The sequence below is a fragment of the Geobacillus sp. C56-T2 genome (assembly GCF_007829715.1).
GTDB lineage: Bacteria > Bacillota > Bacilli > Bacillales > Anoxybacillaceae > Geobacillus > Geobacillus icigianus.
In genome coordinates this window covers 2200265-2224651 of the sequence record NZ_VJWB01000001.1, presented here as the reverse complement: position 1 = coordinate 2224651, position 24387 = coordinate 2200265, and the positions used below count along the sequence as shown (strand labels likewise).

Genomic DNA, 24387 nt, shown 5'->3' with positions numbered 1-24387 from the left:
CGGCTTGGTATAATGAGACAAACATGAAAGGAGGAAGGCAAGATGTCATTTGTTCCGTGTACAACAGCCATTTACGCGTTTAGCCAACACCATCAGCCGGTTCGGACAGTTCGTTCCGGGGAAACGTTTGTCATCGAAACGTACGATTGTTTCCAAAATCAAATTACATCTAGCGAAACGCCGTTTGATTCCATTGATTGGAACCATATCAATCCGGCAACGGGGCCCATCTATATTGAAGGGGCGGAACCCGGTGACATTTTAGCGGTCAAAATTGAACACATTCGCCTCAAAGGGCAAGGGGTGATGGCTGTCGGGCCAAGCCTCGGGGTGCTCGGCGACCGAATTTCGCGGTTTGAGGCGAAAATCGTTCCGGTGGAAGAAAACCGAGCCGTATTTGACGAACATCTTTCCATCCCGCTCAATCCGATGATTGGCGTTATTGGGGTGGCGCCAAACGGCGAGGATGTATCGTGCGGAACGCCGGGACCGCACGGCGGCAATATGGATACGAAGCTCATTACAACAGGAGCGACGGTGTACTTCCCTGTTTTTGTCAAAGGGGCGCTCTTTGCCTTAGGCGATTTGCACGCGGCGATGGGTGATGGCGAGATCGGCGTGTCCGGCATTGAAATTCCGGGGGAAGTGACCGTCACCGTCCGCGTGATCAAAGGACATTCCCTCAACCATCCGCTGCTGCAAAATGACGAAGGAATTGCGACCATCGTGTCGGCCAAAACGCTGGATGAGGCGGTCAAACGATCGGTTGAGGAAATGGTTGAGTTGTTACGGCCGCACACTCCGTTGACGTTGAACCATTTGACGATGGTGCTTAGCGCCGCCGGTCAGACGCAAATCAGCCAAGTGGTGGATCCGCTTGTCACCGCGCGCTTTTTTGTGCCGCGCTTCGTGCTTGAGGCGTATGGCGTTCGTTTGTTTGAGGAATAAGGGGGAATGGCGATGGCGCAATTGGAAACGAACAAATCGGTTGAGTCGCTCGGTTATAAGCAGGAACTAAAGCGGTCGCTCACATGGGTAGACTTGTTGATTTATGGGATGGTGTTCATGGTGCCGATTGCTCCTTTCGGTATTTACGGGTATGTAGCCGAAGGGGCAAAAGGGATGGTCGCTTTAGCATACTTGATCGGAATGGTGGGAATGATTTTCACCGCATTAAGCTACGCGAGAATGGCCGAGGCGTTTCCCATCGCTGGTTCCGTGTATTCCTACGCGCAGCGGGGGATGAATGAATACGCCGGCTTTATGGCGGGTTGGGTCATTTTGCTTGATTACATCTTTGTCCCAGCGCTTCTTTACTTGGTCAGCGCCGCCGCTCTAGCCGACATTGTGCCGGAAGTGCCGATGTATGTGTGGCTCGTGCTGTTTATCGGCATCAATACGGTCATTAACATTCTCGGCATTGAAATGACAGCGAGAGCCAATAAAGTGATCGTTATCCTAGAGCTCATCGTTTTGGCGATTTTCGTCATCACGGGCGTTGTGGCGATTTTCAAAGGGGTGAACGGAGCGGAATTTACGTTTAAGCCGTTGTATGACCCCGATCATTTCAGCATGGGAACGGTCATGGGAGCGGTGTCGATCGCCGTATTGAGCTTTCTCGGTTTTGACGCGGTGTCAACACTCGCTGAGGAAACGAAAGACGGAAGGTCGTCCATCGGCAAGGCGATCATCGGCGCTCTGCTGGTGGTCGGGGCGCTGTTTATCATTCAAACATGGGTGGCGGCTTTGATTTGGCCTGATTATACGACGTTTAAAAACGCAGACGCGGCGTTTTATCAGATTGCGGAGCTGGCAGGCGGACCGTGGCTCAAATGGACAACGATCATTGCCACGGCGTTTTCTTGGGGAATCGCCAACGCCCTTGTGGCGCAGGCGGCTATTTCCCGCATCTTGTATAGCATGGGTCGCGACCGTCAATTGCCCGGCGTGCTGGCCAAAGTGCACCCGAAGTTTCAAACACCGTACGTAAGCACCTTGCTTGTCGCTGTCATTTCGCTCATTGTCACGACGGTGTTCGCTTCGCAAATCGATAAGCTCGCTTCGCTTGTCAACTTCGGCGCCCTGACTGCATTTCTCTTTTTGCATGTATCGGTGATGAACTACTTTTTGCGCAAACAAAAGAGCCATGACTATATCAACCATCTTTTGTTTCCGCTCATCGGTTTTGTCGTCATCGGCTACGTATGGATCAATCTCGATCCGCTCAGCAAAAAGCTCGGACTGATTTGGATCGCCATTGGGCTTGTGTATTTGATCGTCCTGCGCCTTACGAACAAAGGCTCGCGACTGAGCGGGGAACTGTAGTGGCGTGTACGGCCTGACGCCGTCTGAACAAGGCGTTGGGCCGTTCAATGGTTGGCAAACATGAAACTTTTTTTTTGCCCTCCACGTATGACTATAGAGGATGCGGTGCTCTGCCAAAACAACGTGCGTTGCTGCCCGTTGCGGAGTGGCGCGAGCCAATGAAAAATGGAAGGGGTCGGGGCGAGAAATGAGCATGTTTGGAAAAGTCGCGGCCGATGTGCTTGGATTGAGCGACATCGGTTCGGTCATTCAACCGAAAGACTACGACAAAGTCGATGCCGATGATTATGTGATGCACGAGGATGGAGAAAAAATTTACTTCCTTATTAAATCGAAATCCGATGAGTATTGCTTCACCAACCGTGCGCTCATTCATCTGGACGGCACGAGCGCAGCAAGCAAAAAACGGACGCTGCGCCGCTACGATTACTACAAGCATCCGATTTCCGACGTGTCGCTCGAGACGGCCGGAACGGTCGATATGGACGCGGAAATCAAATTCAAAATCGGGTCGCACGCCTACTCGATTGATGTGCATAAAAAACATATCGAGGAACTGAAAGATTTGTATAAATCGCTGCTTGCGATCGCCGACATTTGCCGCGAAAATGAAATGAAGCTCGACTATGCCGAGCGGAGCCTCGAGCTGGCGGCCAAGGTGTTTGCCAACATGCGCGGCGACAGCGCCAATGTGTCGGCCGATTTTCAGGCCGTGAATGAATACGCGTTTCAATGGCTGACGGAAGCGAAAAAGAACTATACGGTGAAAGATTTCGGCTTTGTGTTTGAAAAATACATCGAGCAGTGAGGAGATGAAGCTTGCATTCGGGAAAGACGCCGGGCCAGAGGGGGGGCGTCTTTTCCTGTTTTTCAAAGGAACGCGTCGTTGGCAAACGGTGAAGGGGAGAGAGTGGAGGCAGGCAACGTGGCGGCATTTGACATCGCGGAGTTCGATGCAATGGTGCATGCGGCGTTCCGTACAAAACACGGACACTGGAGCCGAGCTGCCTGACCGCAAAAGTGGATCGATGACCTCTTCCGCCAGCCCGCTGTAAATTCATAGTTGTCAAATGCCAAGCCTTGCTTTAATATAAAAATGTCCATATCCGATAACTCAATCAACTCGCAGCAAGGTGCCGAAAAGGCTTAATAGGGAATCCGGTGGGAATCCGGAGCTGTCCCCGCAACTGTCAATGCGGACGAAATGAAATCGCCACTGTACGGACGGATGGCTTGCGCTGTTTTCCGTACGGGAAGGCTTCAGAGTAGGATGACGCATGAGCCAGTAGACCTGCCTTGCTTGCCGCAGTTTCCGAATCTTCGGGGGGTGAGACGCGGAAACAGTCGCATAGGGCATGGTTGTGCCCATTGGCGGTCTGTTTTCCGCTCATTCCCCAACCGGACGGAATGGGCGTTTTTTTATTGTACATACATCATTGAAGGGGGAACGTACGGATGAAGCGTTGGAAATGGTCTGCGGCGCTCGCTGCTCTCATCCTTTTGGCCGTTATGCTTGCCGGTTGCAGCAGCGGAGCGGGCAGCAGCGCCCAGCCGACAAAAAAAGAGGAGCCGAAAGCGGAACAATCGGCGTTTCCGGTGACGGTGAAAGACGGGCTTGGGGAAGAGGTCACCATCAAAGCGGAACCGAAAACGATCGTTTCGCTCATCCCGAGCAATACGGAAATCGCCTACGCGTTAGGGCTCGGTGAAAAAATTGTCGGCGTCAGCGATTTTGACAATTATCCTGAAGACGTCAAAACAAAAACGAAAATCGGCGGGATGGAGTTTAATGTCGAGAAAATCATTTCGCTCAAACCGGATCTCGTCTTGGCTCATGCGTCAAGCGCCCATAACTCGCGCGATGGCTTGCAGCAATTGAAAGACGCCGGCATCACCGTGCTTGTCGTCAATGATGCGAAATCGTTTGCGGACGTGTACGCCTCGATCGAGCTCATCGGCAAAGCGACGGGAACGGTGGACAAAGCGAAGCAAGTGATTGAAGGGATGAAAGAAAAGCTTTCGCAAATCGAAGAAAAAGCGAAACAAATTCCGGCGGACAAGCGGGCGAATGTGTGGGTGGAAGTGTCGCCGCCGCCGCAGCTGTATACGGCCGGCAAAGGAACGTTCATGGATGAGATGCTTCAAGTGATTTCAGCGAAAAACGTCGCCGGCGATTTGGAAGGCTGGCCGATGGTGACCGAGGAAAAAGCGGTGGCCTATAAGCCGGATGTGATCATCACGACATACGGCGGGGCGAAACAAGTGCTCGAGCGCGCGGCCTGGAAAGATGTGCCGGCGGTGAAAAACAAGCGGGTGTATGATGTCAACACCGATTTGGTCAGCCGGCCGGGTCCGCGCCTCGCCGAAGGGGTCGAGGAACTTGCCAAAGCCATTTACCCGGAAGTGTTTCAGTAAACTACCGATGTATATCCTAGCCGTTACGGCGGCTGTATTTTCGCTGCTCGCAGGGGTATCGACAGGGTCGCTGTCGATTCCCTTTTCTTCTATTATCGAGATTCTCGCGTCGCAATGGCTCGGAATGCCGCTCTCGTCGGACGTTCCTTCCGACTGGGTGCCGATTGTGATGGCGATCCGTCTGCCGCGCGTCGTGCTCGCCTTTTTGGTTGGCGCTTCGTTGGCGCTGGCTGGGGCGGCGTTTCAGGGGCTTTTGAAAAACGCGCTCGCCGACCCGTACACGCTCGGCGTTTCATCCGGCGCGTCGGTCGGCGCGGTGCTCGTGATCTTCCTTGGCTGGCAATGGCCGCTGTTCGGCACGTTTACACTGCCGATCGTCAGCATCGTATGCGGCATGGCGACGCTTGCGGCCGTCTTGGCGTTTACTCGCGCCGTCGATCGGCGGATGTCGGTGGAGACGATCATTTTAGCCGGCATTATTTTCGGGGCCTTTTTTAGCGCCTTCATTTCGCTCATGATCGCTTTGACCGGCGACGAATTGCGGCAAATCATCTCTTGGCTGATGGGGAGCGTGGCGATGCGCGGATGGACGTATAGCGGACTATTGTTGCCATTTTTTCTCGTCGGTGCGGCAACACTGATCGCCAACGGCCGCGAGTTGAACGCGTTCGCGTTCGGCGAGGCGGTGGCGCTTCATGTCGGCGTTGACGTTGCGCGCCGGAAAATCGTTATTTTGACGGCGGCCGCCTTGCTCACCGGAGCGGCGGTGTCGGTGTCGGGGACGATCGGCTTTGTCGGGCTTGTCGTTCCCCACATCGTGCGGCTTTTATGCGGGCCGGACTACCGGGTGCTTTTGCCGCTATCGCTCTTGTACGGCGGGGCGTTTCTTGTGTTCGCCGATCTGGCGGCACGGACGATCATCGAGCCGCGCGAGCTGCCGATTGGCGTTATCACTTCGCTCGTCGGCGCTCCGCTGTTTGCCGTTTTGTTTTTCCGAAAAACGAAGCGAAAGTTGGGATGACGATGCTGCAAGTGCGAGAGGTGTCGCACCGATACGGGACGACTCAAGTGCTTGACCGGGTGACGTTTTCCGTGGAGAAAGGGGAGCTGTTTGGCATCATTGGGCCGAACGGCAGCGGCAAGACGACATTGCTCAAGCTCATCAGCAAAGAGCTGCCGCTGGCAAGCGGCGAGATTGCCATCAGCGGTCGGCCGCTTTCCGAATTGTCGACAAAACAGTGGGCGCGCTTGGCCGCCGTCCTGCCGCAAACGTTGGAAACGGCGCACGGCTATACGGTGAAAGAAACGGTGGCGCTCGGCCGCTACGCCCATCAGCGCGGCTTGCTTCCAGCGTGGACGGCGGAAGATGAAGCCGCCGTTCAAGAGGCGCTCGCCGTTGTCGGTCTCGCCCACAAAATGGATGCGCCGCTGGAGCGGTTAAGCGGCGGCGAGCGGCAGCGGGCTTATTTGGCGCGGGCGCTCGCTCAAGAGCCGCAGCTGCTCTTGTTGGATGAGCCGACCAACCATATGGATTTAAGTGGGCAAGTCCGGCTTTTGGACCGGCTCACTGCAGCGGCTCGTGCCCGCGGTTTGACGGTGGTCGCGGTCTTTCATGAGATGAACGTCGCCAGTCTGTATTGCGATCGGGTGCTCGTTTTAAAGGACGGGAAAACAGCCGCGCTCGGCGCGCCGGCGGACGTCATGACGCCAGCGCTGCTGAATGACGTGTTTGCCGCTCCGGTCGTGCGCCAAGCGCATCCAGCGGCGGCCAAGCTGATGTTTTCGTTTGTGCCGCAACATCGCGAGGAGAAAACGCCGCTCCTCGGCGGGCTGCGCCCGGTTTTTTTGGCCGATGCGGTCGTTCTTGCTTCACCAAGGCCGCTGCGCGTCTTGTCGTCCGCTTTGGTTGGCGCCGGATTTCAATGGGCGACCCATTTCGTCAACCGCCATGTCGGGCTGGATTACGACTGCGGCGACGCGGAAGAGGAGATGCGCCGCTATTTGAAACGGCACGGCTTTTCCCCGGAGCGGACGATCGGCATGATGACTGCCGTCGATGTCCATGACGCCGTTTGGCTTCAGGAGGAAAGGAAAGGGTGTTCGGCCGCGGTGTTAGTCACCGCCGGCGTCGGCAATGCGGTCGACGCGGCCCGAGCGTGGCGGCATCAGCCGGCCGCCGCGAAGCCGGGAACGATCAATATGGTCATTGTCGTCGATGGGACGCTAACGGAAGCGGCGTTCGTGCAAGCGGTGATGACGGCGACGGAGGCGAAGGCGAAGGCGCTTGCCGAGCGGTCGGTTTGCGATCCGGAAACGCGAACGCTGGCTACCGGCACATCAACCGACTCGCTGGCGGTGGCGGCGACGCAAACAGGGCCGTCGTTTTCCTACGCTGGAACGGCGACCGAGCTTGGCCGCACGCTTGGCCGGCTTGTGTATGAAGCGACCATCGAGGCGCTCGATCGCTACGAGCGGCGGAGGGGAAAGCGATGACCCATTTGACGGCATTGGCGTTAGCCTTGTTTTTGGATGCGCTGGTGGGCGACCCGCGTTGGCTTCCGCATCCGGTGCGGGGCATGGGAAAACTGATCGCTTCGCTCGATCGCCGCTGGAATAACGGAACAAAGAGAAAAGCGAAAGGGGCCGCGGCTTTGGTTGTCGTGTCGGCTGTTGTTTACGGGCTGTCGGCGCTCGCGGTGGCGGCAGGGTATGCGGTGTCTCTGTACGTAGGGGTGGCGGTCGAGTCGGTGCTCATTTTCACCGCCATTGCCACGAAAAGCTTGGCCGTTGCGGCAGAAGAGGTGCGTCGGCCGCTTGAAGCGGGCGATCTTTCCAAGGCGCGGCAGGCGCTGTCGATGATCGTCGGCCGCGACACCGAGCGTCTCGATGAAGCCGGCATCACTCGCGCCTGCATCGAGACGGTGGCGGAAAATACGAGCGACGGCATCACGGCCCCGCTCTTTTACGCCGCCATTGGCGGCGCTCCGCTCGCTTTGTTGTATCGGGCGGTAAACACGTGCGATTCCATGATCGGTTACAAAAACGAGAAGTATCGCGAATTTGGCTGGGCGGCTGCCCGGTTCGATGATGTGTTGAACTATGTTCCGGCGCGGCTGACGGCGCTCGTGATGGTGCTTGTTTTCGGCGGGCGCCGCCTCCGTGCGGCGCTGGCGATTTTGTTTCGCGACGCCCGCCGCCATCCGAGCCCGAACAGCGGGTGGCTGGAAGCGGCGATGGCCGGTCTGCTTGGCGTGCAGCTTGGTGGAACGAATACATACGGCGGCCTTGTTTCCGTCCGGCCGACGCTCGGCGATGCGGTGGTGCCGCTTTGTCCCGCTCACATTCGCCGGGCGGTCGCGATCATGATCGGGACCGTGTTCGTGTTCGCGTTTTTATTATGGATAGGAGGGATGATCGTTGCCATGGCCAGCGCATGGGGCGAATCCGCGCGCGCTTTATGAGCAATGCGGACTGAAGCCCCCCGATCAGTATATCGATTTCAGCGTCAATACGAACCCGTACGCGTTGCCGCCGTCCGCCTGGCCGACCGGAGAAGATTGGGCGCGTTGGGCGAGCGAATATCCCGATCCGGAAGCCAAAGCGCTCAAAGAGAAAGTGGCTGAGCGAGAGCGCATTCGCCCTGAGCAAGTGCTTGTCACCAACGGGGCGGTGGAGGCGGTGTATTTGTTGGCGGCCATGTTTGCCGGCCGCCGCGTCGGCGTCTTGGAGCCGGCGTTTTCTGAATATCGGCGCGCCTCTCTTGCTTACGATTGCGAAGTGACGTCATTGATGGCGGAGGAAAGCCGCGGATTTTTGCCTGATCTCGACAAAGCGGCTGCGTGGGTGGCTGAGTGTGAAGCGGTGTTTCTTTGCCATCCGAACAATCCGACGGGAACGGTGCTCTCAAAGGGAGATCTTCACGCCCTCATTGCCGCCGCCCATCGGGCTGGAACGTACATCATCGTGGATGAGGCGTTTTACCCGTTTTGGTGTGGCGGATTTACAGCGGTGCGTTGGCTGGACCGCTACCCCCGCTTGATCGTGCTTCGCTCGCTGACGAAAATCTACCATTTGGCCGGGGCGCGCCTCGGCTATGTGGCGGCCGATGAAACGGTCATTGCCTCGCTGCGGAAACGGCAGCCGCCATGGAGCGTAAGCCGCGTCGCCCAGCAGCTTGGGCTTCGCTTTATGGAGATGGAGTCGTTTGCCGTTTGGACGAAAGAGCGGATCGCCGCCGAGCGGGAGCGGGTGTTTCGCTCGCTGCCGCTGAATCGGTATCGCGTGTTGCCGTCGGCTGTCAACTTTTATTTGCTGCGGCCGCTGTCCGGCCGGACAATGGAGCTGTTTTGGCATCTGTTGGAGCGCGGGATCGTTCCGCGCCATACGATGAATTTTCCCGGCTTGGATGGGCGCTACTTGCGCTTCGCGGTCAAAACGCAGGTGGAAAACGATCAGCTGCTTGAAGCGTTGGCGGGGTGGGACGGTTGATCGTTTTTGTGAGCGGCGCGGTGCGGAGCGGGAAGAGCGAGGTTGCGGAAGCATGCGCCATCCGGCTCGCTTCTGTCGGAAGGGTTCATTATATCGCCGCTGCGCCGGCGGACGATGGGGAAATGGCTGGGCGCATCCGCCGTCATCAAGAGCGGCGGGCGGCCACCGCGGCGCGGTGGGTCGTGTGGGAAGCCCCGTTTTCATCGCGGGGGCTGACCGCTTCTTTGCGGGCGGACGATGTTGTCCTGCTTGATTGTTTGACGACTTGGTGGGCAGCAGAACTGTTTGCAGGAGATGATTGGAAAACGATGAAAACGGCTGACGAAGCCGCCCGTCGCCTGCTTGATGAGGTGAGGGCGTGGGCCGGACGGTGCCGGGCGGTGGTGGTCGTATCCAATGAGCTGTTTTCCGGCGGGGTGCCGGATGATGAGGGCACGTTTCGCTACATGAAAACGCTTGGGTGGCTTCATCAGCAGTTGGTTGCCGCTGCCCGGGCGGCCGCCGTAGTCGAATGCGGCCTTCTGCGCGTGAAAAAAGGACGGTGGCCGCAATGAAGAGGGCGTGGAGCGGTTGGCGGCTGGCGCTCCAGCTGCTGACCGTCTTTCCGATCCGGCGCGCCGTCGAATGGAATGAGTGGCACGTCCGTTGGCTCGTGCGGTGCATGCCGTTGGTCGGGGGGCTGATCGGCGCATGTTCGGCTGCGCTGTATGCGCTTTATCTGTCGGTTTCCTTCGGTTCGCCGCTTTTTTGGTCGTTTCTCCTTCTTTGGCTCGGCGTTTGGCTGGCCGGAGGGCTGCACGCCGATGGGCTGATGGATGTCGGCGATGCGTTTTTTTCCTACCGCGATGTGAAGCGGCGGCAAGAAATTATGTCCGATTCGCGCGTCGGCGCATTCGCGGTGCTTGTGCTTTTCACCGTGCTGTCGTTCCGTTGGCTGTTTTTGTACGAATCGCTGCAAACCGGTGTCCCATGGGCGCTGTTGGTGGCGGTTCCTTGTTTATCGCGGGCTGGCGCCGCCTCGCTTCTTGTCACTGCAAAGCTGGCAAAGCCGACAGGAATGGCGGCTTCGCTCCGCGAATACAGTTCATGGCGCGATGCGGTGGGCGCGCTGATGGCTGCTTTGTTCGTGCTCGCGTTATTGACGGCGATCGGCGCTGTCCCGCTCCCAACCGGCTTGGCGTTATTGGCGGCGACCGGGTTGTTGGTGGCGGCGGTTCGGCGTTGGGCGGAAACCCAGTTTGGCGGCATTACCGGCGATGTGCTTGGCGCGTTCATTGAAGGGGGGGAAACGGTGCTGTGGGGCGTCATATGGCTCTTACACTCATCCGGCATGGCATGACGGAGGAAAACCGGCGTCGCGCTTACATCGGCTGGCTTGATGTTCCGCTGGCGGTCGAGGAGCGCGAGCGGCTTCGCCGGCTGCGCACAGAACGGTTCGCTCCGCTCGATCTGTTAGTGGGCAGCGATCTTCGCCGCTGCCGCGAGACGGCTGCTTGCTTGTTTCCGGGACGGGAGGCGGATTGGTGCGCCGCGGAATGGCGTGAGCTGTCCTTCGGGGCTTGGGAAGGGCGGACGTTTGCGGACTTGAAAGACGACCGTGCGTATCGGCGCTGGCTGGAGTCTCCCGCCGCAGCGGCCCCGCCCGGCGGTGAGTCGTATGCCGAGTTTCAGAGGCGCATCATGCGGGCGCTCGCAAAGACGCTTGCCTTGGCCGAACGATCAGGGGCTTGCCATGTCGTTGTTGTCACTCACGGCGGCCCGATCCGCCTTTTGCTGGAGCGATATGCGCCGGCTCTTCGCCCGTTTTGGGAATGGGAGGCGCCGTTTGCCGGGGGCTATACGTTGGAATCAACGCTTGAGCGTTGGAAGGAGGGGAAACGATGCATTTCGTTGTCGGCGGTGCGTTTCAAGGAAAGCGAAAATGGGTGCGGGAACGGTACGGAGTAGGCGATGGCAGCCACATCGTATGGCAGGACGGCTATCAAGCACCATACCAAGCGCCCGATGATGTCCACGGGGCGAAAACAGTCGTCCTTGACGGGCTCGAAGCCGCCATTCGTCGCGTTCCGGATGTGGACGAATGGGAGAAGCGCTTTGGCGACTGGCGGCGCTGGGAGGCGGCGGCACCCGGCCGCGCCGTCGTTTGGATCGGCACCGATGTGACGCAAGGCATCGTCCCTGTCGATAGGGAAGAGCGGCGTTGGCGTGATGCGGTCGGCCTCTGTTACCAACGGCTGGCCGCTATGTGCAGCCGCGTTGACCGACTTTGGTGCGGGCTGGCTGAACGATTGAAATAAGGAAAGGGGAGAGGGCGAATGAGGCTGTATACACGGACAGGAGATCAAGGAAAAACGAGTCTAGTCGGCGGGCGCGTCGACAAAGACCATTTGCGCGTCGAGGCGTACGGGACGATCGATGAGGCCAATTCGGTGATCGGTTGGGCGTTGGCTTTGCTTGTGGGTGATGAACGGTTTCGCGACCTTTGCGCCGAGCTGCAAACGATCCAGCATGAGCTGTTTGACTGCGGCGGCGACTTAGCCATTGTCAACGGCAAGCTGCCGTATAAAGTGAACGATGAGATGGTCGCTCGTTTGGAGGCGCGCATTGACGCGTATGTCCAAGAAGCGCCGCCGTTGCAAAAATTCATTTTGCCGGGCGGGTCGAAGGGGGCGGCGGCGCTTCATATGGCGCGCACCGTGACGAGACGAGCGGAGCGCTGCATCGTTTCTTTGCAAAAAGCCGAGCCGATCAACGATGTGGTTCTCAAATATATGAACCGCCTATCCGACTATTTGTTCGCCGCCGCGCGGGTTGTGAATGCGCGGTTAGGGGTGAACGATGTCGAGTACGAACGAAGCGCCATCGTGTTTCGTGACAAGGAGGAGACACCATGAGCCGTCGCTTGGCATGGCTGGCCGTTTGTTTGGCGTTGTCCGCCGTCGGGTCGTTCATCAAGCTGCCAACGTTTGTCGGCAGCATCGCCTTAGATAGCGCTCCGGCTCTTGTCGCCGCAGCCATCCTCGGTCCGCGTGCCGGGGCGGCGGTGGCGGGAATCGGGCATTTGATTTCCGCGTGGCTCGGCGGTTGGCCGCTCGGACCGTTTCATTGGCTGATTGCGTTGGAAATGGCCGCGCTTGGCGCCCTGTTTGCCTTGCTCTATCAGCGGGGCTGGAAAATGGGAAGCGCCGCGATCTTTATCATTGGCAACGCTTGTTTCGCCCCGCTGCCGCTGGCCGCTTCGTTCGGTTGGTCGTTCGTGTTGGCGGTCATTCCGCCGCTGTCGATAGCGGCGCTCATCAATGTCTTGGTCGCGACGGCGGTCATCCCGTCTGTCGAGCGTGTCGCGGGAAAAGCAAGGGGGAAAGTGCCGCATGCGTGATGTGCTGTTTTTACCGCTGGCGGACGGCGTGGAGTTGGCCGTTGCCGCCGATGGTTCAGCGGCGGTCGGAGACAAGCCGGGCGATGCCGTGTCTGCTCCGGCTGATGTCGTTGCCTATTTCGCCGCCCGCGTCGCTTTGCTGGAGCTGTTGAGCGTCGGGGCCGAAGCGAGGGCGGTCGTGCTGCAAAATTTCATCGCCGACGACCGTTGGGAGGCGCTTTGCCGCGGCGTTGAGCGGGCAGGCCGAGAGCTCGCTCTTTCCCTCCCGATCACCGGCAGTACGGAATCCAACTTTCCAACCGTGCAGTCGGCGCTTGGCGTGACGGCGCTCGGAACGGTGGCCAGCCAGCGAAAGCGGATCGGGATGACGCCGGAGACGGCGCGGTTTGCCGTGATCGGCCGCCCGCTCGTCGGGGCTGCGGTGTTGGCCCAACCCGAATGGGTGCTGCCGCTTTCCCTTTTCGCCGAGCTGCTTGTTTCGCCCCATGTGTATGAGCTCGTGCCGATCGGATCGAAAGGTATTTTTACGAATGGACAGGGCTGTTGGCTGCCAATCGCCTCCGCTTCCGCAGTTGTTCGTGTCCGCTGTCGCTTTTTTCATCCGGGGGACCGGCCACCGCCGTGCTGATCAGCTATGACCCAGTTGGCGAACCGAAGCTGAAGCAGCAAGCTGGGCGGCTCTTTTTCCCGTTGTTTGCCGAACGGTAGCCATGCCCCCATTTCTGTGCAAAAAGTGGTTTTCTTTTTCATCGTCACCCGTTATCATGAAGATAATGGGATTTTTTTTGGTTCGGCTGTCAAGCGAAACAAGGCGATGCCGCCGCTTTCGTACGGGGGCCGCCCGATGGTCAAAAGCAGACGAATGGCCGTGGTCCATGGGGAAGATAGGGGGAGAGAAACGATGGACCCCGTCTTTGAGCAGTTGTATGAAAAATATCACGATGACTTGTTTAATTTTTTGTTTTACATGGTGCGGAATCGAGAGCAGGCCGAAGATTTAGTCCAAGAAGTCTACGTCAAAGTGCTTCGCTCATATAAGCGGTTTCAAGGGCAATGCAGCGAAAAAACGTGGCTGCTGTCCATTGCGCGCCATGTGGCGATCGATTTTTTCCGCAAGCAAAAACGCCGCCGTCAGTGGGTGGGGGCAGCGGATTGGAGCGAGGAACAAATCAGCGCGGATGGTCCGCTGCCTGAGGAACTCGCCATTCAAAACGAGGAAATTCAGCAGCTGTACCGTTGTTTGGCCCGCTGTACGCTCGATCAGCAGCTCGTGCTGGTGCTTCGTTTCATCCAGTCGTTGTCGATCGCCGAAACGGCGGAAGCGCTCGGCTGGACGGAAAGCAAGGTGAAAACAACACAGCACCGCGCCTTGAAGGCGCTGAAGCACTATATGGAGGAAGAGGCGGAACGGGAAGGTGGGGCATGTGAAAAAGTTTCAGTGGAGTGAGCAGTGCATTGAACATGGGTTAAAGCAGATGCCGACCGTGAAAGACCGCCGTTCCAAAGAAGACATTTATCAGCAATGGCGGCGCGCTCAGCAGGCGCGTTGGAAACGTCGGTGGCGCGCGGCAGCGGCGGTAGCGACGGTGTTGATCGCCGTTGCGCTCGGTGGCCAGCGGTGGATCGCGCCGGAGCATGAGGAGAAACAGAAGGCCGCATCGCCGGCGGAAATGACGCCGACCAATAGCGCTTCGGCGCCGGCGGAAATGATGATGACGGCGGATGCGGCTTCAAAGGCGGCGGAACAAAACGAAACCGTGGCGGTGATCGCCTTGCCCGACCGGCGCGGCGGTTTTGTGGTGCCGGTCGCGGTGCCGCTCGATGACCGGCTTGCCCCGGCGGAGCGGGTGGCGGCTGCCATCGATGAATTGAGCCGCACTCGGCTTCGCGATGCGGCTCGCTGGTTCGATGGCGTTACCGTGGTGCCGGAAGCGGAGGACGGGCGCACATGGGCGGTGGACGTTCCGGCCGGGCATCGTGTGTTTGCGGCCAGCGGCAAAGAACAGCAACTTTTTTTGGCGGCGGTGACGGAGACGGTGCGGCAAATGGGCGGACGGCGCCTCCACTTTTTCACCGCCGGGAAAGAAGGATTGAATTTGCCGGCGGTGGGGCGGTTGCACCTGTCAAAAATCGGTGGGCAAAAACGAATGTATTATATTAGCCGTACGTCTTCGTTTCCAGCCGTCGTGCTCATTCCAGCCCCGAGCGACGCCTCGACGCTTCTTGAGGCGCTGCAGCGGATGACCAAGCCGGGGGGAAGCGGGCTGGAACCGGCTGTTCCGCAAGGGGTAGAGATCACCGGAGTGAAGGTGGATGAACGCCACGCGACGATCCGCCTCCGCGTGTCCGTTTCGCTTGACACCCAAGACGCAGCGCGCATGGTGGAAGCGATGTTGCTGACGGCCAAAGAGTTTGGAATACATGACGTGACGCTGGCCGCCGCTGGCCGTTCCTCCCTTGGTTCGTATCGGCTTGGAGAGCGAATCGCCGTGCCGCCGGGGCCGAACCCGGAAGTAGTGGCGGCAGCAGGGCGGTAGCGGGGTGGCGCTGTTTTGTTATCGTTTTGTAAATGGCGGCGCGGTTCTGTTCTAGCGCCGATCGTTTTGACATAAGACTTATATGGTGTGAGAGGAAGATGTCGTCACCGCGCGGCTCTCTTCTCGATTTGCCAAGCCTCTTTTTGAGCGCAGGAGGCGGCTTAGCCGTTGTGAGGAGCTTCGGTCCGCGCCAGCACGCGGAGCAGGGGATGAAAAAGGAGGGATGACCATGGGGGATGTGACAAGACGAATTTTAGCGGTCGCCGGCGTAGCGGCATGCGTCGGCCTGCTTTTTCTCATCGGCGCCAACGGCTGAAGCCTGAATATTCAACCAATGGTTGTCCTTTCTTGCGTTGCTGCGTTATAATGAGAAAAACAGCAAGAGAGGGGAAACGGAAATGTTGACGGATTATCACAACCATTTGGAGCGGGGGACGTTGACGCTCGATTATTTGCGCCAGTTCACCGATGAGGCAGCCAAGAAAGGGATTCAGCACTTCGGCATCTCTGAGCACGCGTATCACTTTTATCAGACAAAAAACATTTTGTCGAACCCGTGGGTCGAAGCGCGCCGCTGCTACGATATGGCCGATTATGTCCGCCTGTTTCACGAAGCATGGGATGCGGGCATCGATGTCAAGATGTCGATCGAGATGGACTATACGCCGGGCAAACATGAGGAAATGGCTGCCTTCATCCGCTCGTACGAGTTTGACTATGTCATCGGTTCGATCCATTGGGTCGACGATTTCGGCATCGATTTAGTCGAGTACCGCCACGAGTGGGAACGGCGTGATTTGTACGATACATATCGCAAATATTTCGATCAAGTTGTGACGCTCGCCGAGTCAAATTTGTTTGATATTATCGGCCACTTGGATTTGGTAAAAATTTTCAAGTACGTCCCAGAGGACGAAGAGTTTTTGCTTGAACAATATGACCGAGCGACCACCGCGCTCGCCAATTCGAAAACGTGTGTGGAAATCAGCACCGCGGGGTTGCGCAAACCGGTCGGCGAACTGTATCCGGATCCGCGCTTGTTGAAAATGTGCTATGACAAAGGCATTCCGATCGTATTATCGTCCGATGCGCACGTGCCGGAACATGTCGGCGCCGATTTTGACAAAGCGGTGGAACTCGCCCGCAACATCGGCTATACCGAGCTCATGACGTTCTCGAAAGGCGAGCGGAAGGCGGTGCCGCTCGGTTAAGTGAAACGATATGGTGAAAAACGCAGGCTTCAAAATTCGGAAGCCTGCGTTTTTTATGGCTACGCCTCAAGCCGTTTGACGGTCTCAATATCATCAATTTGCGCCAGTGCGTGTAACACCGCCTCATCCACCGGTTTGTCGAGCGAGAGGATCATCATCGCCTTTCCGCCGGCCTCTTGCCGCCCGACTTGCATGGTGGCGATGTTGACATCGTGCGCCCCAAGCACGTTCCCGACTTTGCCGATCATTCCCGGCCGGTCTTGGTGCTGAATGTACAACAGATGGCCTTCCGGGGCGAAGTCGATGGCGACGCCGTCAAAGTGGACGATGCGGTCCCCGTAGTTCGGCACGTGCGTCCCTTTGATGGTGAACGTTTTGTTTTCACCGTGGACGGTGAGGGAAATGCAGTTGGCATAGCCGTGCGTTTCATCGGAAAATTTTTCCCCGTATGTGATGCCGCGTTCTTTGGCGATCATGGCGGCGTTCACCTCGTTGACCGTAGAGGCGACGCGCGGCCGCAGGAAGCCGGCAAGCAGGCTGCGGGTGATGTACGTCGTCTCGAGATCGGCGACCGTGCCGGCGTAGGTGACCGACAACTCTTGCACCGGGATGTTCATAAACTGCGAGGCGATCAAGCCGAGCTTCCGGCCTAAATGATAGAATGCTTGAATTTTTTCATAGACATCTTTCGACAACGCCGGCAAGTTGATCGACGAGGTGACCGGCCGTCCTTCAAAAAAGTGGAGCAGCTCTTCGGCGACTTGGGTGGCGACGTTCAGCTGCGCTTCGACCGTTGACGCCCCTAAATGCGGCGTGACGATCACATTGTCAAACGAAAGCAGCGGATGATCGCCCGGCGGCTCTTGTTCAAAGACGTCGAGGGCGACGCCGGCGACATGGCCGTTTTCCAAAAACGGAATGAGCGCTTGTTCGTCGATGATGCCGCCGCGGGCGCAGTTGACTAGATAGACTCCTTTTTTCGTTTTCGCCAAGTTGTCCGCGCCAAGGAGCCCCCGCGTTTCTTTTGTCAGCGGTGTATGGACGGTGATGATGTCGGCGGAAGCCAGCACTTCATCAAGCGAATGAATGGAGACGCCGAGTTTTTCGGCCCGATCTTTTGTTAAAAACGGGTCGTACACGTGCACGCTCATGCCAAAGGCGCGCGCCCGTTTGGCGACTTCCGAACCGATGCGGCCGAAGCCGATGATGCCCAATTTCTTGCCAAACAGCTCATTGCCGACAAACGCGGAGCGGTTCCACTCTCGGGATTTGACGGAAATGTGCGCCTGCGGGATGCGGCGGACAAGCGCGGCCATCATGGCAAAGGTATGCTCGGCGGCCGAAATCGTATTGCCGTTTGGCGCGTTGATGACGACGATGCCGCGTTTCGTCGCTGCATCGACATCAATGTTGTCGACGCCCACTCCGGCGCGGCCGATAATTTGTAAGTTCGGCATCTTTTCCAATAGTTCTTCGGTCACTTTGGTGGCGCTGCGCACGAGCAAAGCGTCAAATGTGTGCAATTCCTCTTCCGCTTCGCTCACTTTCTTTTGCACGATGTTAATGTGCGCCGATGCGCGGAGCGGCGCCAGCCCCTCTTCGCTGATGGCGTCAGAAACGAGTACGCGAAACACAGTAGGTGCCCCTTTCTGTTTCAAGGATGTTAAATTTCTGATAATTTAACACGGGAAAGCGGTTTCTGTCAATGGGGGAAAAAGAAGTCATACAAATGAAAACGTTTTTTTGATCAGGAATGTTCGGGTTTGGAAAAAGAAAAGCGCCCATATCAAACGATATGGGCAAAATTGTTCGGAAATAGAAAAACGGCGTTTGGCGAAATGGGGTGTTGAACGGATTACTTGTTTTTCTGCTCGTTGTAGCGGGCGATGCATTCATCGATCAATTTGGCCGCCGCTTCCGGGCCTTCCCATGTGCCGATTTCCGTCCGCTTGCCTTGCAGGTCTTTGTAGCGTTCAAAGAAGTGGGCGATCTCTTTCAGTTTGTGCTGCGGAAGGTCTTCAATCGATCTCACTTCGTCAAAGCGCGGATCTTCGACCGGAACGCCGATCAATTTCGCGTCCTCTTCGCCGCTGTCGACCATGTTCAAATAACCGATGACGCGCGTGTCGATGACGCAGCCCGGGAACGTTGGGTTTGTCGTGATGACCAAAATGTCAAGCGGATCGCCGTCGAGCGCCAGCGTATTTTGCAAGTAGCCATATTCGGCCGGATAAAACATCGGTGAGTACAGAACGCGGTCGAGCTTGAAAATGCCGCGCTCTTTGTCGAATTCGTATTTGTTTTGGCTGCCGGTTGGAATTTCGATAAACGCTTCGACAATTTTATTTTCGAATGCCATGACCCGTTCCTCCCTTGTTCGTTATGTATACATGAAAGCTTGTCCGCCGGTCGGCGGCGGACAAGCCAATTTTATTGTAGCACGTTCGCCCAAGATGCGCCACTTGTGATGAACCATTTTTTCACGCTGGCATCAAAAAACCCCTCCTGCCGCCAAGGCAAGAGGGGGCGATCCACAGGCCTTTGCAAGAAAGATGCGATTCCGCTCACCGTGAATGTCAATCGAATTTGTTCGGATCACCATCAAACGGTTCATCCGCGACTTTAATCGATTCGGTCGGACAGCCTTCAAAGGCGTCCATCATATCGTCAATCAAAATCTCCGGCACTTCGACGATCCCTTGGTTGTCATCGAGGGTGACATAGGCAATGCCGTCCTCGTCGTAGTCGTAAATGTCCGGGGCGGCGGCGCCGCACGCTCCGCAGGCGATGCACGTCTCTTTATCCACAATCGTATACTTTGGCATAAACATCGAACCTCCCCAAGTTTATTGGAAACGGACGGGCCATCTCCGTGTTGCCTGCTCGGAAATGAACGTTTCACTTTTATAATAAGACCGTCCCGCCGGCTTTTCAATAAAAAAAATCGCTCGCTTGTATTTTTACACATATGCATCTTCTTTAATTTTGTTATCATGTGGTGGAAATGTCAACGACGCGATTTTTTGCCGATCGGCCCGCTTTTTTTGCTACAATAAAGACAGGGAGGAAGGGCCATGCAGCACAGTTATGCGTCGTTTTTGCTCGCCTGGTGTCTTCGCCAGTTTCGCGGCGAGCGGACGCTGGCGGCTTCGTATCATTTGTTTTCGGGAAAAAAATCGGCGCAGACGCTCCAAGACAGCAAATGGTTTCAGCTTGAACCGTTTTTTGGCGCGTGGAAAAACGTGACGATGTCTTCGCTTGAAGCGGCGGCGGGCTGGCTGGCTGAACGGCGGCTTGCCAGGGCGGTCGGGGATCGGGCGTACCGGCTGACCGAAGCGGGGGAGGGGTGGCTTTCCGAGCGGGAGGCGCTTTTTCCCCGTCATATGAACGGCTGGCGCTACCACGAGGTGGAACTGCCGTTTTGGCAGCGGCTTTCCCTCATTGGACAGACGTTGTCGAACTTGAACGCCGGCCGGCGGTTTGCACCGATTTGCCGCGATGAACGGACGCTTCGCTGGGTGAAGCGCTACTTGATGGATAAAGGCGGCCGCGCCGCGCTGGCGAGAGAGTTGTACGAAGAGCTTCTCCGGCTGCTTGCTGCCGTTTCAGAAGAAGCGGCGATCGTGTTTACGCTGCGGTTGACGAGCGCGGACCGCATCGGCTGGACGGCCGAGCAAATCGCCGCCTATCTGCAAAAAGAGGCGCTGTATGTCGAATTTCTATTTCGCGATGCGCTTCATTACATCATGGCAGAGGCGGAAGCGGGGCGCTCCCCAGCGCTGGCCGAACTGATGGACGGCTTGGCGCCGGTGGCGTTGACCCAATCGGCGCAAAAAACGTACGAATGGCTGCAAAAAGGAAAAACGATCGAGGAAATCGCCGCCATTCGCCGTTTGAAGCGGAGCACGATTGAAGACCATCTTGTCGAAATCGCCGCCAATGTGCCCGCTTTTTCGATCGCCCCGTTTGTTGCCTCCGAGAAAGCCGCGGCGGTTCAGGCGGCGGCCAAGACGCTCGGAACGCGCAAGCTAAAGCAAATTCGCGAGGCGCTTGGCGGAGCGGTCAGCTATTTTGAAATTCGTCTTGTATTGGCAAAGGAAGTGGGACGTTGGATGAAATCGTGAACACGCTGCGCAAGCAGTTTGGACATCATTCGTTTCGCCCGGGGCAGCGGGAAGTGATCGACGATGTGCTGGCCGGGCGCGATGTGTTGGCAATGCTGCCGACCGGGAGCGGCAAGTCGCTTTGTTATCAGCTGCCGGCTTACGTGCGGCCCGGCCGGGTGCTCATCGTTTCCCCGCTTGTGTCGCTCATGGAAGATCAGGTCGAACAGCTGCGCCGGCGCGGGGAAAAGCGAGTCATCGCCTTTCACAGCCTGCTCGACGAGGAGGAAAAGGGACAGGCGCTTGCCTCGCTGGCCGATTTTCGCTTTATTTACGCTTCCCCGGAGATGCTCCAGTCGGCTTCGTTTTTGGCCGCGCTGCGACGCGCCCCTGTCTCGCTCTTTGTCGTCGATGAAGCGCACTGCATTTCGCAATGGGGCTATGATTTCCGTCCCGACTTTTTAAAGCTCGGGGACGTTCGGCGCGCGCTTGGGAACCCTCCGTGTCTGGCGCTGACCGCGACAGCGCCGCCGCAAGTGCGCGACGACATCATCCGCACGCTCGGGATGAGGGAGGCTAGACGCCACATTTATTCTGTCGATCGGCCGAACATCGCCTTAAAGGTTGAGCATTGCCGTTCGCCGGAAGAAAAGGCGGAGCGGATCATCGAATACGCGCAGCGGCTCAAAGGCCCGGGCATCATCTACTTCTCGAGCCGGCAAGGGGCGGAAGAGATCGCGCGGCGGCTCGAACGGAGCGGGGCCGGGCGGGTCGCTTACTATCACGCCGGCATGGATGGGGAACAGCGGCTGCTCGTGCAGCAGCAATTTTTGCACGGCCAGTTGGATCTCGTCTGCTGCACGAGCGCATTTGGCATGGGCATCAATAAAGAGAATGTCCGCTTTGTCCTGCATTTTCATATGCCGGCGCAGCTGGAAGCGTACGTGCAGGAGATCGGGCGGGCCGGTCGTGACGGCGCGCCCAGTTTGGCCGTGCTGTTTTACGCCGATGGCGATGGAGCGTTGGCCCAAGCGGTGGCCGAAGCGGAGCTTCCCCATCCGCACGAGCTGCGTGAGTGGTTTCGTCGGCTGCCGGAAGGGGCGGGATTGGATCGTTTTCGTGTATGGGTAGAAACGAGTCGGTTTACTGACATACAAAAACGGCTTTTATCGTACGTTTTAGAACGGGAGCAGTCGCTCGTCTTTGGGGCGCCGGCACTGCTTGGCGAACGGGTGGCGGCCGCTGTGGAAGAGCGGCGCCGGTGGAAACGGAAAAAAGTCCGGGAGATGGAAGGATGGGTGCACGAGCTTTCGTGCCGCCGCTCCCGCCTTGTTCATGCGTTCGGCGAAGAGTTGGCCGTCCGCCCGGACCGCTGTTGCGACCGCTGCGGCTTGTCGCTCGACGACTATGTAGGCCGCGAGAGCCGTCAGACGGCCGTTTTTGTTCGCGATTGGCGCGAGGAGCTGTGGAATCTATTTTTGGGCGGGAGGCCTCCCCATGAAGCGGCAAAGTGAACAAATTCGTCATATGACCGACCGCGAAGTGCTGTTTCATCTTTACTTGACGCAAGCGCTGCTTCTGGCGGCTGCCGGCATCGCTTCGCTGTTGTTGTTTGACGGGGCGGAGTGGCGCCGGCTTTGGCGGTTTGCTGCCGACGATGTCTTGATCTACGGAGCGGGCGGAGCGGCGGCGGTGCTCGCTGTCGAGTTTTGGGCCATGCGCTGTTTGCCTAATGACTGGTATGACGATGGCGGGGTGAACGAAAAAATTTTCCGCCGGCGGTCGGTTCCGCACATCGTTTTTTTATGTGCGCTCATCGCGCTGGCGGAGGAGTGGCTGTTTCGCGGTGTTGTGCAGACGCATTGGGGGCTTTGGGCGGCGAGCGCCATTTTTGCGCTGCTGCATGTTCGCTACTTAGAAAAATGGTTTTTGTTTTTGCTGGTCGTTCTGCTCAGTTTGTTCCTTGGCGTGCTTTACGAGCAAACCGGCAGTCTGTGGGTTACCGTCACGGCCCATTTTTTGATTGACGTTGTGCTTGCCCTCGAAATTTGCTTACACCGGGGGATGGAGGAAAGGGAGTGAAGCGATGGAACGGACACCGGGGCGCTCCGCCCGAACACGGCGGTCGGAATCGGAGGAACGTGCGCCGTCTTCCCGCCTGAGACGGCGGCGGCAAAAAGAAGAACAAAAACGAAAATACATCCCTGCTCGCCTGCTGACGTTTCTGTTTTTGGCGCTGCCGGCGGCGGTGCTCGCGCTTCATCACGTCCAATCCGAGTCGGGGACGGTGGCGATCGTCCGCCATGACGAAAACAGCAGCCGGGAGACGGTGCGCATCATCCGCGAAACGGACAACGAAGACATCCTGTCTCCGTCAACGGCAAGGCAGGATGAACGGCCGGCGGGCGAGCAGCGGGGCGGCTCAACCGGCAGCCGCAAGACGATCACCCACGTCGTGGCGGCCAATGAAACTCTCTACAGCATCGCCATGAAATATTACGGGACGCCAAGCGGCATGGACATGATCAAAAAGGAAAACGGGTTGTCCTCAAACCGGCTGCAGCCGGGACAGACGTTGCGCATTCCGCTTGCCGAAAAACAGGAGGAGCAGCCGTCAGAAAACTAGGGCCGGCGTCCCCCTTTCGGTTCTACCCTCATTTGCTGCTGCATAGGATGGACAATAAAGAGGACAAGGAAGGGGGGAGCGCCATGGCCCATTTTCCTGCTGAATTTTCCCTTGACGAAGTGACGAAAGAAATGTTGCTCGCGGTCATCGAGCGGAAAAGGAAGTGGGAATATTTAGAAAAAAGAACATTGCTCTTGCAGGTGGCGGCTTTTGCCGGCTTGGCTGTCTTCTCTCTTTATATAGTGCTCAACGGGGCGGCGTTTGGCACATGGAGCGAACGGTTCACATGGTTTTTTGCCGCGCCCGTTCACGTATCGTTCCTTCTTTTTCTATGTACCGTGTATTGGGCGGCTGTTTATTATAAAGGAAAAAGTGAAAAGGCGGAAGAGGAGTTTCACGCGCTCCGCTGTGAAATTATCCAAAAAAGCATTGATTTATGGAAAGAGGAGGAACAATGGAACAAGCGCCATCAGGTGTTTGCATGGATGAAGCGCGAATATGACATCAATCTCTATTACGAACATCGCTGATCTTCTCCTGCTGTCCGCTTGGGCCCCGCTGTCGGCGCTTGGCGGCCGGAACTGCGGACGAGCGCGGGAAACGATGGAGGCTTTCTTGCGCCGCGGCGGAGGCCGCTCGCCGATGATAGGGATCCCCGCTTTCCTGCTTGCTGCGGAAAGCGGGGATATGGGGACGGACGGTCAAAAGAGCTTTTTATGGTTGCGCTCGTCTTTTAAGATCTCGACCGCTTCGCGGAACCGCTGCGCGTGAACGATTTCTCGCTCGCGCAAAAAGCGGAGCCCGTCGTTTAAGTCCGGATCGTCGCTCATGTTGATGATCCATTGATACGTGGCGCGCGCCTTCTCTTCAGCGGCGATGTCTTCATACAAGTCGGTGATCGGGTCGCCTTTCGCTTGAATATACGTCGCCGTAAACGGGGCGCCGGCGGCGTTGTGGTAAAAGAGGGCGCGCTCATGGTCGACGTAATGCGGCTCGAGCCCGGCTTCTTTCAGCTGTTCCGGCGTCGCGTCTTTCGTTAGTTTGTATACCATGGTGGCGATCATTTCGAGATGGGCGAGTTCTTCGGTGCCGATGTCGTTCAGCAACCCGATCACTTTCGGCGGCAGCGTATAGCGCTGATTTAAATAGCGGAGCGCCGCAGCGAGCTCTCCGTCCGCTCCGCCGTACTGTTCGATTAAGTACTTGGCGAGCCGTGGGTTGCACGTGCTGACGCGGACCGGATATTGCAGTTTTTTTTCATAAATCCACATCATTCGTTCCCCCTTGTGTTCATGGTGCGCCG

The 24387-nt window shown here is 57.5% G+C and carries 26 protein-coding genes, 1 pseudogene and 1 riboswitch; of the genes and pseudogenes, 23 read left to right on the top strand and 4 right to left on the bottom strand.

Annotation, left to right across the window (positions count from 1 at the left end):
- Positions 1-42 precede the first annotated feature (42 nt).
- The 18 genes and pseudogenes from GC56T2_RS11065 (at position 43) to GC56T2_RS10980 (ending at position 16355) form a co-directional block, all read left to right on the top strand.
- Positions 43-948, top strand: a complete 906-nt coding sequence (locus tag GC56T2_RS11065; protein ID WP_144975179.1) for an acetamidase/formamidase family protein — start codon at positions 43-45, stop codon at positions 946-948.
- 12 nt (positions 949-960) lie between these two features.
- Positions 961-2325: an APC family permease gene (locus GC56T2_RS11060; protein ID WP_144975177.1), complete on the top strand. Its 1365-nt coding sequence runs from the start codon at positions 961-963 to the stop codon at positions 2323-2325.
- A gap of 193 nt (positions 2326-2518) precedes the next feature.
- Positions 2519-3133, top strand: a complete 615-nt coding sequence (locus GC56T2_RS11055) for a PH domain-containing protein (protein ID WP_144977266.1) — start codon at positions 2519-2521, stop codon at positions 3131-3133.
- A 306-nt stretch (positions 3134-3439) separates the two neighbouring features.
- A riboswitch (cobalamin riboswitch) is annotated at positions 3440-3638 on the top strand.
- Positions 3639-3780: 142 nt separating this feature from the next.
- A complete protein-coding gene (locus tag GC56T2_RS11050) occupies positions 3781-4740 on the top strand; it encodes an ABC transporter substrate-binding protein (protein WP_144975175.1) in 960 nt (319 codons plus the stop codon).
- Positions 4706-5761: a FecCD family ABC transporter permease gene (locus GC56T2_RS11045; RefSeq protein ID WP_370454545.1), complete on the top strand. Its 1056-nt coding sequence runs from the start codon at positions 4706-4708 to the stop codon at positions 5759-5761. The genes GC56T2_RS11050 and GC56T2_RS11045 overlap by 35 nt, the downstream gene beginning before the upstream one ends.
- Positions 5758-7233, top strand: a complete 1476-nt coding sequence (locus tag GC56T2_RS11040) for an adenosylcobinamide amidohydrolase (RefSeq protein WP_144975171.1) — start codon at positions 5758-5760, stop codon at positions 7231-7233. The genes GC56T2_RS11045 and GC56T2_RS11040 overlap by 4 nt, the downstream gene beginning before the upstream one ends.
- Positions 7230-8201 (top strand): adenosylcobinamide-phosphate synthase CbiB, encoded by a 972-nt coding sequence (cbiB, locus tag GC56T2_RS11035; protein ID WP_144975169.1) that lies wholly within the window; start codon positions 7230-7232, stop codon positions 8199-8201. Before GC56T2_RS11040 ends, cbiB begins: the two co-directional genes overlap by 4 nt.
- Entirely contained in the window at positions 8158-9228 is a 1071-nt protein-coding gene (gene cobD / locus GC56T2_RS11030; RefSeq protein ID WP_144975167.1) for a threonine-phosphate decarboxylase CobD, read from the top strand. The genes cbiB and cobD overlap by 44 nt, the downstream gene beginning before the upstream one ends.
- The gene (locus GC56T2_RS11025; protein ID WP_144975165.1) at positions 9225-9782 is read left to right on the top strand and encodes a bifunctional adenosylcobinamide kinase/adenosylcobinamide-phosphate guanylyltransferase; all 558 of its coding nucleotides are present in this window, start codon (positions 9225-9227) and stop codon (positions 9780-9782) included. The genes cobD and GC56T2_RS11025 overlap by 4 nt, the downstream gene beginning before the upstream one ends.
- Positions 9779-10567 (top strand): adenosylcobinamide-GDP ribazoletransferase, encoded by a 789-nt coding sequence (gene cobS / locus GC56T2_RS11020; protein WP_144975163.1) that lies wholly within the window; start codon positions 9779-9781, stop codon positions 10565-10567. Before GC56T2_RS11025 ends, cobS begins: the two co-directional genes overlap by 4 nt.
- Entirely contained in the window at positions 10525-11175 is a 651-nt protein-coding gene (locus GC56T2_RS11015) for a histidine phosphatase family protein (protein WP_144975161.1), read from the top strand. Before cobS ends, GC56T2_RS11015 begins: the two co-directional genes overlap by 43 nt.
- Positions 11109-11525, top strand: a complete 417-nt coding sequence (locus tag GC56T2_RS11010) for a bifunctional adenosylcobinamide kinase/adenosylcobinamide-phosphate guanylyltransferase (protein ID WP_144975159.1) — start codon at positions 11109-11111, stop codon at positions 11523-11525. Before GC56T2_RS11015 ends, GC56T2_RS11010 begins: the two co-directional genes overlap by 67 nt.
- 18 nt (positions 11526-11543) lie before the next feature.
- Complete coding sequence (locus GC56T2_RS11005; protein WP_144975157.1) at positions 11544-12122, top strand: cob(I)yrinic acid a,c-diamide adenosyltransferase; 579 nt, start codon at positions 11544-11546, stop codon at positions 12120-12122.
- Positions 12119-12607: an ECF transporter S component gene (locus GC56T2_RS11000; RefSeq protein WP_144975155.1), complete on the top strand. Its 489-nt coding sequence runs from the start codon at positions 12119-12121 to the stop codon at positions 12605-12607. The genes GC56T2_RS11005 and GC56T2_RS11000 overlap by 4 nt, the downstream gene beginning before the upstream one ends.
- Positions 12600-13315 (top strand): annotated as a pseudogene (locus GC56T2_RS10995) (ATPase). The gene GC56T2_RS11000 and the pseudogene GC56T2_RS10995 overlap by 8 nt, the downstream one beginning before the upstream one ends.
- Before the next feature lie 193 nt (positions 13316-13508).
- Positions 13509-14054, top strand: a complete 546-nt coding sequence (gene sigX / locus GC56T2_RS10990; protein WP_144975153.1) for an RNA polymerase sigma factor SigX — start codon at positions 13509-13511, stop codon at positions 14052-14054.
- Complete coding sequence (locus GC56T2_RS10985; protein WP_255516075.1) at positions 14023-15144, top strand: GerMN domain-containing protein; 1122 nt, start codon at positions 14023-14025, stop codon at positions 15142-15144. Before sigX ends, GC56T2_RS10985 begins: the two co-directional genes overlap by 32 nt.
- Before the next feature lie 398 nt (positions 15145-15542).
- Positions 15543-16355 carry a histidinol-phosphatase gene (locus tag GC56T2_RS10980; RefSeq protein WP_144975152.1) on the top strand — a complete coding sequence of 271 codons (813 nt, stop codon included), beginning with the start codon at positions 15543-15545 and terminating at the stop codon, positions 16353-16355.
- A 59-nt stretch (positions 16356-16414) separates the two neighbouring features.
- Here GC56T2_RS10980 and serA read toward each other — a convergent pair whose 3' ends face one another.
- The 3 genes from serA to GC56T2_RS10965 all read right to left on the bottom strand — a co-directional run bounded on the left by serA (position 16415) and on the right by GC56T2_RS10965 (position 19180).
- On the bottom strand, positions 16415-17989 hold the full coding sequence (serA, locus tag GC56T2_RS10975) for a phosphoglycerate dehydrogenase (RefSeq protein WP_144975150.1): 1575 nt from the start codon (positions 17987-17989) through the stop codon (positions 16415-16417).
- Between the two features lie 221 nt (positions 17990-18210).
- The gene (locus GC56T2_RS10970; RefSeq protein WP_011231730.1) at positions 18211-18714 is read right to left on the bottom strand and encodes an inorganic diphosphatase; all 504 of its coding nucleotides are present in this window, start codon (positions 18712-18714) and stop codon (positions 18211-18213) included.
- Between the two features lie 217 nt (positions 18715-18931).
- Entirely contained in the window at positions 18932-19180 is a 249-nt protein-coding gene (locus GC56T2_RS10965; protein ID WP_011231729.1) for a ferredoxin, read from the bottom strand.
- A 249-nt stretch (positions 19181-19429) separates the two neighbouring features.
- Between GC56T2_RS10965 and GC56T2_RS10960 the strand changes: the two genes are divergently transcribed.
- The 5 genes from GC56T2_RS10960 (at position 19430) to GC56T2_RS10940 (ending at position 23614) form a co-directional block, all read left to right on the top strand.
- Complete coding sequence (locus GC56T2_RS10960; RefSeq protein WP_144975148.1) at positions 19430-20479, top strand: YpbB family protein; 1050 nt, start codon at positions 19430-19432, stop codon at positions 20477-20479.
- Positions 20464-21972, top strand: coding sequence for a RecQ family ATP-dependent DNA helicase (locus tag GC56T2_RS10955; protein ID WP_144975146.1), 1509 nt, complete (start codon positions 20464-20466; stop codon positions 21970-21972). Before GC56T2_RS10960 ends, GC56T2_RS10955 begins: the two co-directional genes overlap by 16 nt.
- Positions 21956-22540, top strand: a complete 585-nt coding sequence (locus tag GC56T2_RS10950; protein ID WP_144975144.1) for a CPBP family intramembrane glutamic endopeptidase — start codon at positions 21956-21958, stop codon at positions 22538-22540. The genes GC56T2_RS10955 and GC56T2_RS10950 overlap by 17 nt, the downstream gene beginning before the upstream one ends.
- A 4-nt stretch (positions 22541-22544) precedes the next feature.
- Positions 22545-23084, top strand: coding sequence for a LysM peptidoglycan-binding domain-containing protein (locus GC56T2_RS10945; protein ID WP_144975142.1), 540 nt, complete (start codon positions 22545-22547; stop codon positions 23082-23084).
- Positions 23085-23167: 83 nt separating this feature from the next.
- Positions 23168-23614: a YpbF family protein gene (locus tag GC56T2_RS10940; RefSeq protein WP_144975140.1), complete on the top strand. Its 447-nt coding sequence runs from the start codon at positions 23168-23170 to the stop codon at positions 23612-23614.
- Between the two features lie 171 nt (positions 23615-23785).
- Here the strand turns inward: GC56T2_RS10940 and GC56T2_RS10935 are convergent, their stop codons facing one another.
- Positions 23786-24355 carry a manganese catalase family protein gene (locus tag GC56T2_RS10935; RefSeq protein ID WP_144975138.1) on the bottom strand — a complete coding sequence of 190 codons (570 nt, stop codon included), beginning with the start codon at positions 24353-24355 and terminating at the stop codon, positions 23786-23788.
- Positions 24356-24387 lie beyond the last annotated feature (32 nt).

Bases quoted from the DNA above. Each gene is read 5' to 3' on its own strand.
- GC56T2_RS11065 (WP_144975179.1), top strand. From the start codon at position 43: ATGTCATTTGTTCCGTGTACAACAGCCATTTACGCGTTTAGCCAACAC.
- GC56T2_RS11060 (WP_144975177.1), top strand. From the start codon at position 961: ATGGCGCAATTGGAAACGAACAAATCGGTTGAGTCGCTCGGTTATAAG.
- GC56T2_RS11055 (WP_144977266.1), top strand. From the start codon at position 2,519: ATGTTTGGAAAAGTCGCGGCCGATGTGCTTGGATTGAGCGACATCGGT.
- GC56T2_RS11050 (WP_144975175.1), top strand. From the start codon at position 3,781: ATGAAGCGTTGGAAATGGTCTGCGGCGCTCGCTGCTCTCATCCTTTTG.
- GC56T2_RS11040 (WP_144975171.1), top strand. From the start codon at position 5,758: ATGACGATGCTGCAAGTGCGAGAGGTGTCGCACCGATACGGGACGACT.
- cbiB (WP_144975169.1), top strand. From the start codon at position 7,230: ATGACCCATTTGACGGCATTGGCGTTAGCCTTGTTTTTGGATGCGCTG.
- cobS (WP_144975163.1), top strand. From the start codon at position 9,779: ATGAAGAGGGCGTGGAGCGGTTGGCGGCTGGCGCTCCAGCTGCTGACC.
- GC56T2_RS11010 (WP_144975159.1), top strand. From the start codon at position 11,109: ATGCATTTCGTTGTCGGCGGTGCGTTTCAAGGAAAGCGAAAATGGGTG.
- GC56T2_RS11005 (WP_144975157.1), top strand. From the start codon at position 11,544: ATGAGGCTGTATACACGGACAGGAGATCAAGGAAAAACGAGTCTAGTC.
- GC56T2_RS11000 (WP_144975155.1), top strand. From the start codon at position 12,119: ATGAGCCGTCGCTTGGCATGGCTGGCCGTTTGTTTGGCGTTGTCCGCC.
- sigX (WP_144975153.1), top strand. From the start codon at position 13,509: ATGGACCCCGTCTTTGAGCAGTTGTATGAAAAATATCACGATGACTTG.
- GC56T2_RS10980 (WP_144975152.1), top strand. From the start codon at position 15,543: ATGTTGACGGATTATCACAACCATTTGGAGCGGGGGACGTTGACGCTC.
- GC56T2_RS10970 (WP_011231730.1), bottom strand. From the start codon at position 18,714: ATGGCATTCGAAAATAAAATTGTCGAAGCGTTTATCGAAATTCCAACC.
- GC56T2_RS10965 (WP_011231729.1), bottom strand. From the start codon at position 19,180: ATGCCAAAGTATACGATTGTGGATAAAGAGACGTGCATCGCCTGCGGA.
- GC56T2_RS10960 (WP_144975148.1), top strand. From the start codon at position 19,430: ATGCAGCACAGTTATGCGTCGTTTTTGCTCGCCTGGTGTCTTCGCCAG.
- GC56T2_RS10950 (WP_144975144.1), top strand. From the start codon at position 21,956: ATGAAGCGGCAAAGTGAACAAATTCGTCATATGACCGACCGCGAAGTG.
- GC56T2_RS10945 (WP_144975142.1), top strand. From the start codon at position 22,545: ATGGAACGGACACCGGGGCGCTCCGCCCGAACACGGCGGTCGGAATCG.
- GC56T2_RS10940 (WP_144975140.1), top strand. From the start codon at position 23,168: ATGGCCCATTTTCCTGCTGAATTTTCCCTTGACGAAGTGACGAAAGAA.
- GC56T2_RS10935 (WP_144975138.1), bottom strand. From the start codon at position 24,355: ATGTGGATTTATGAAAAAAAACTGCAATATCCGGTCCGCGTCAGCACG.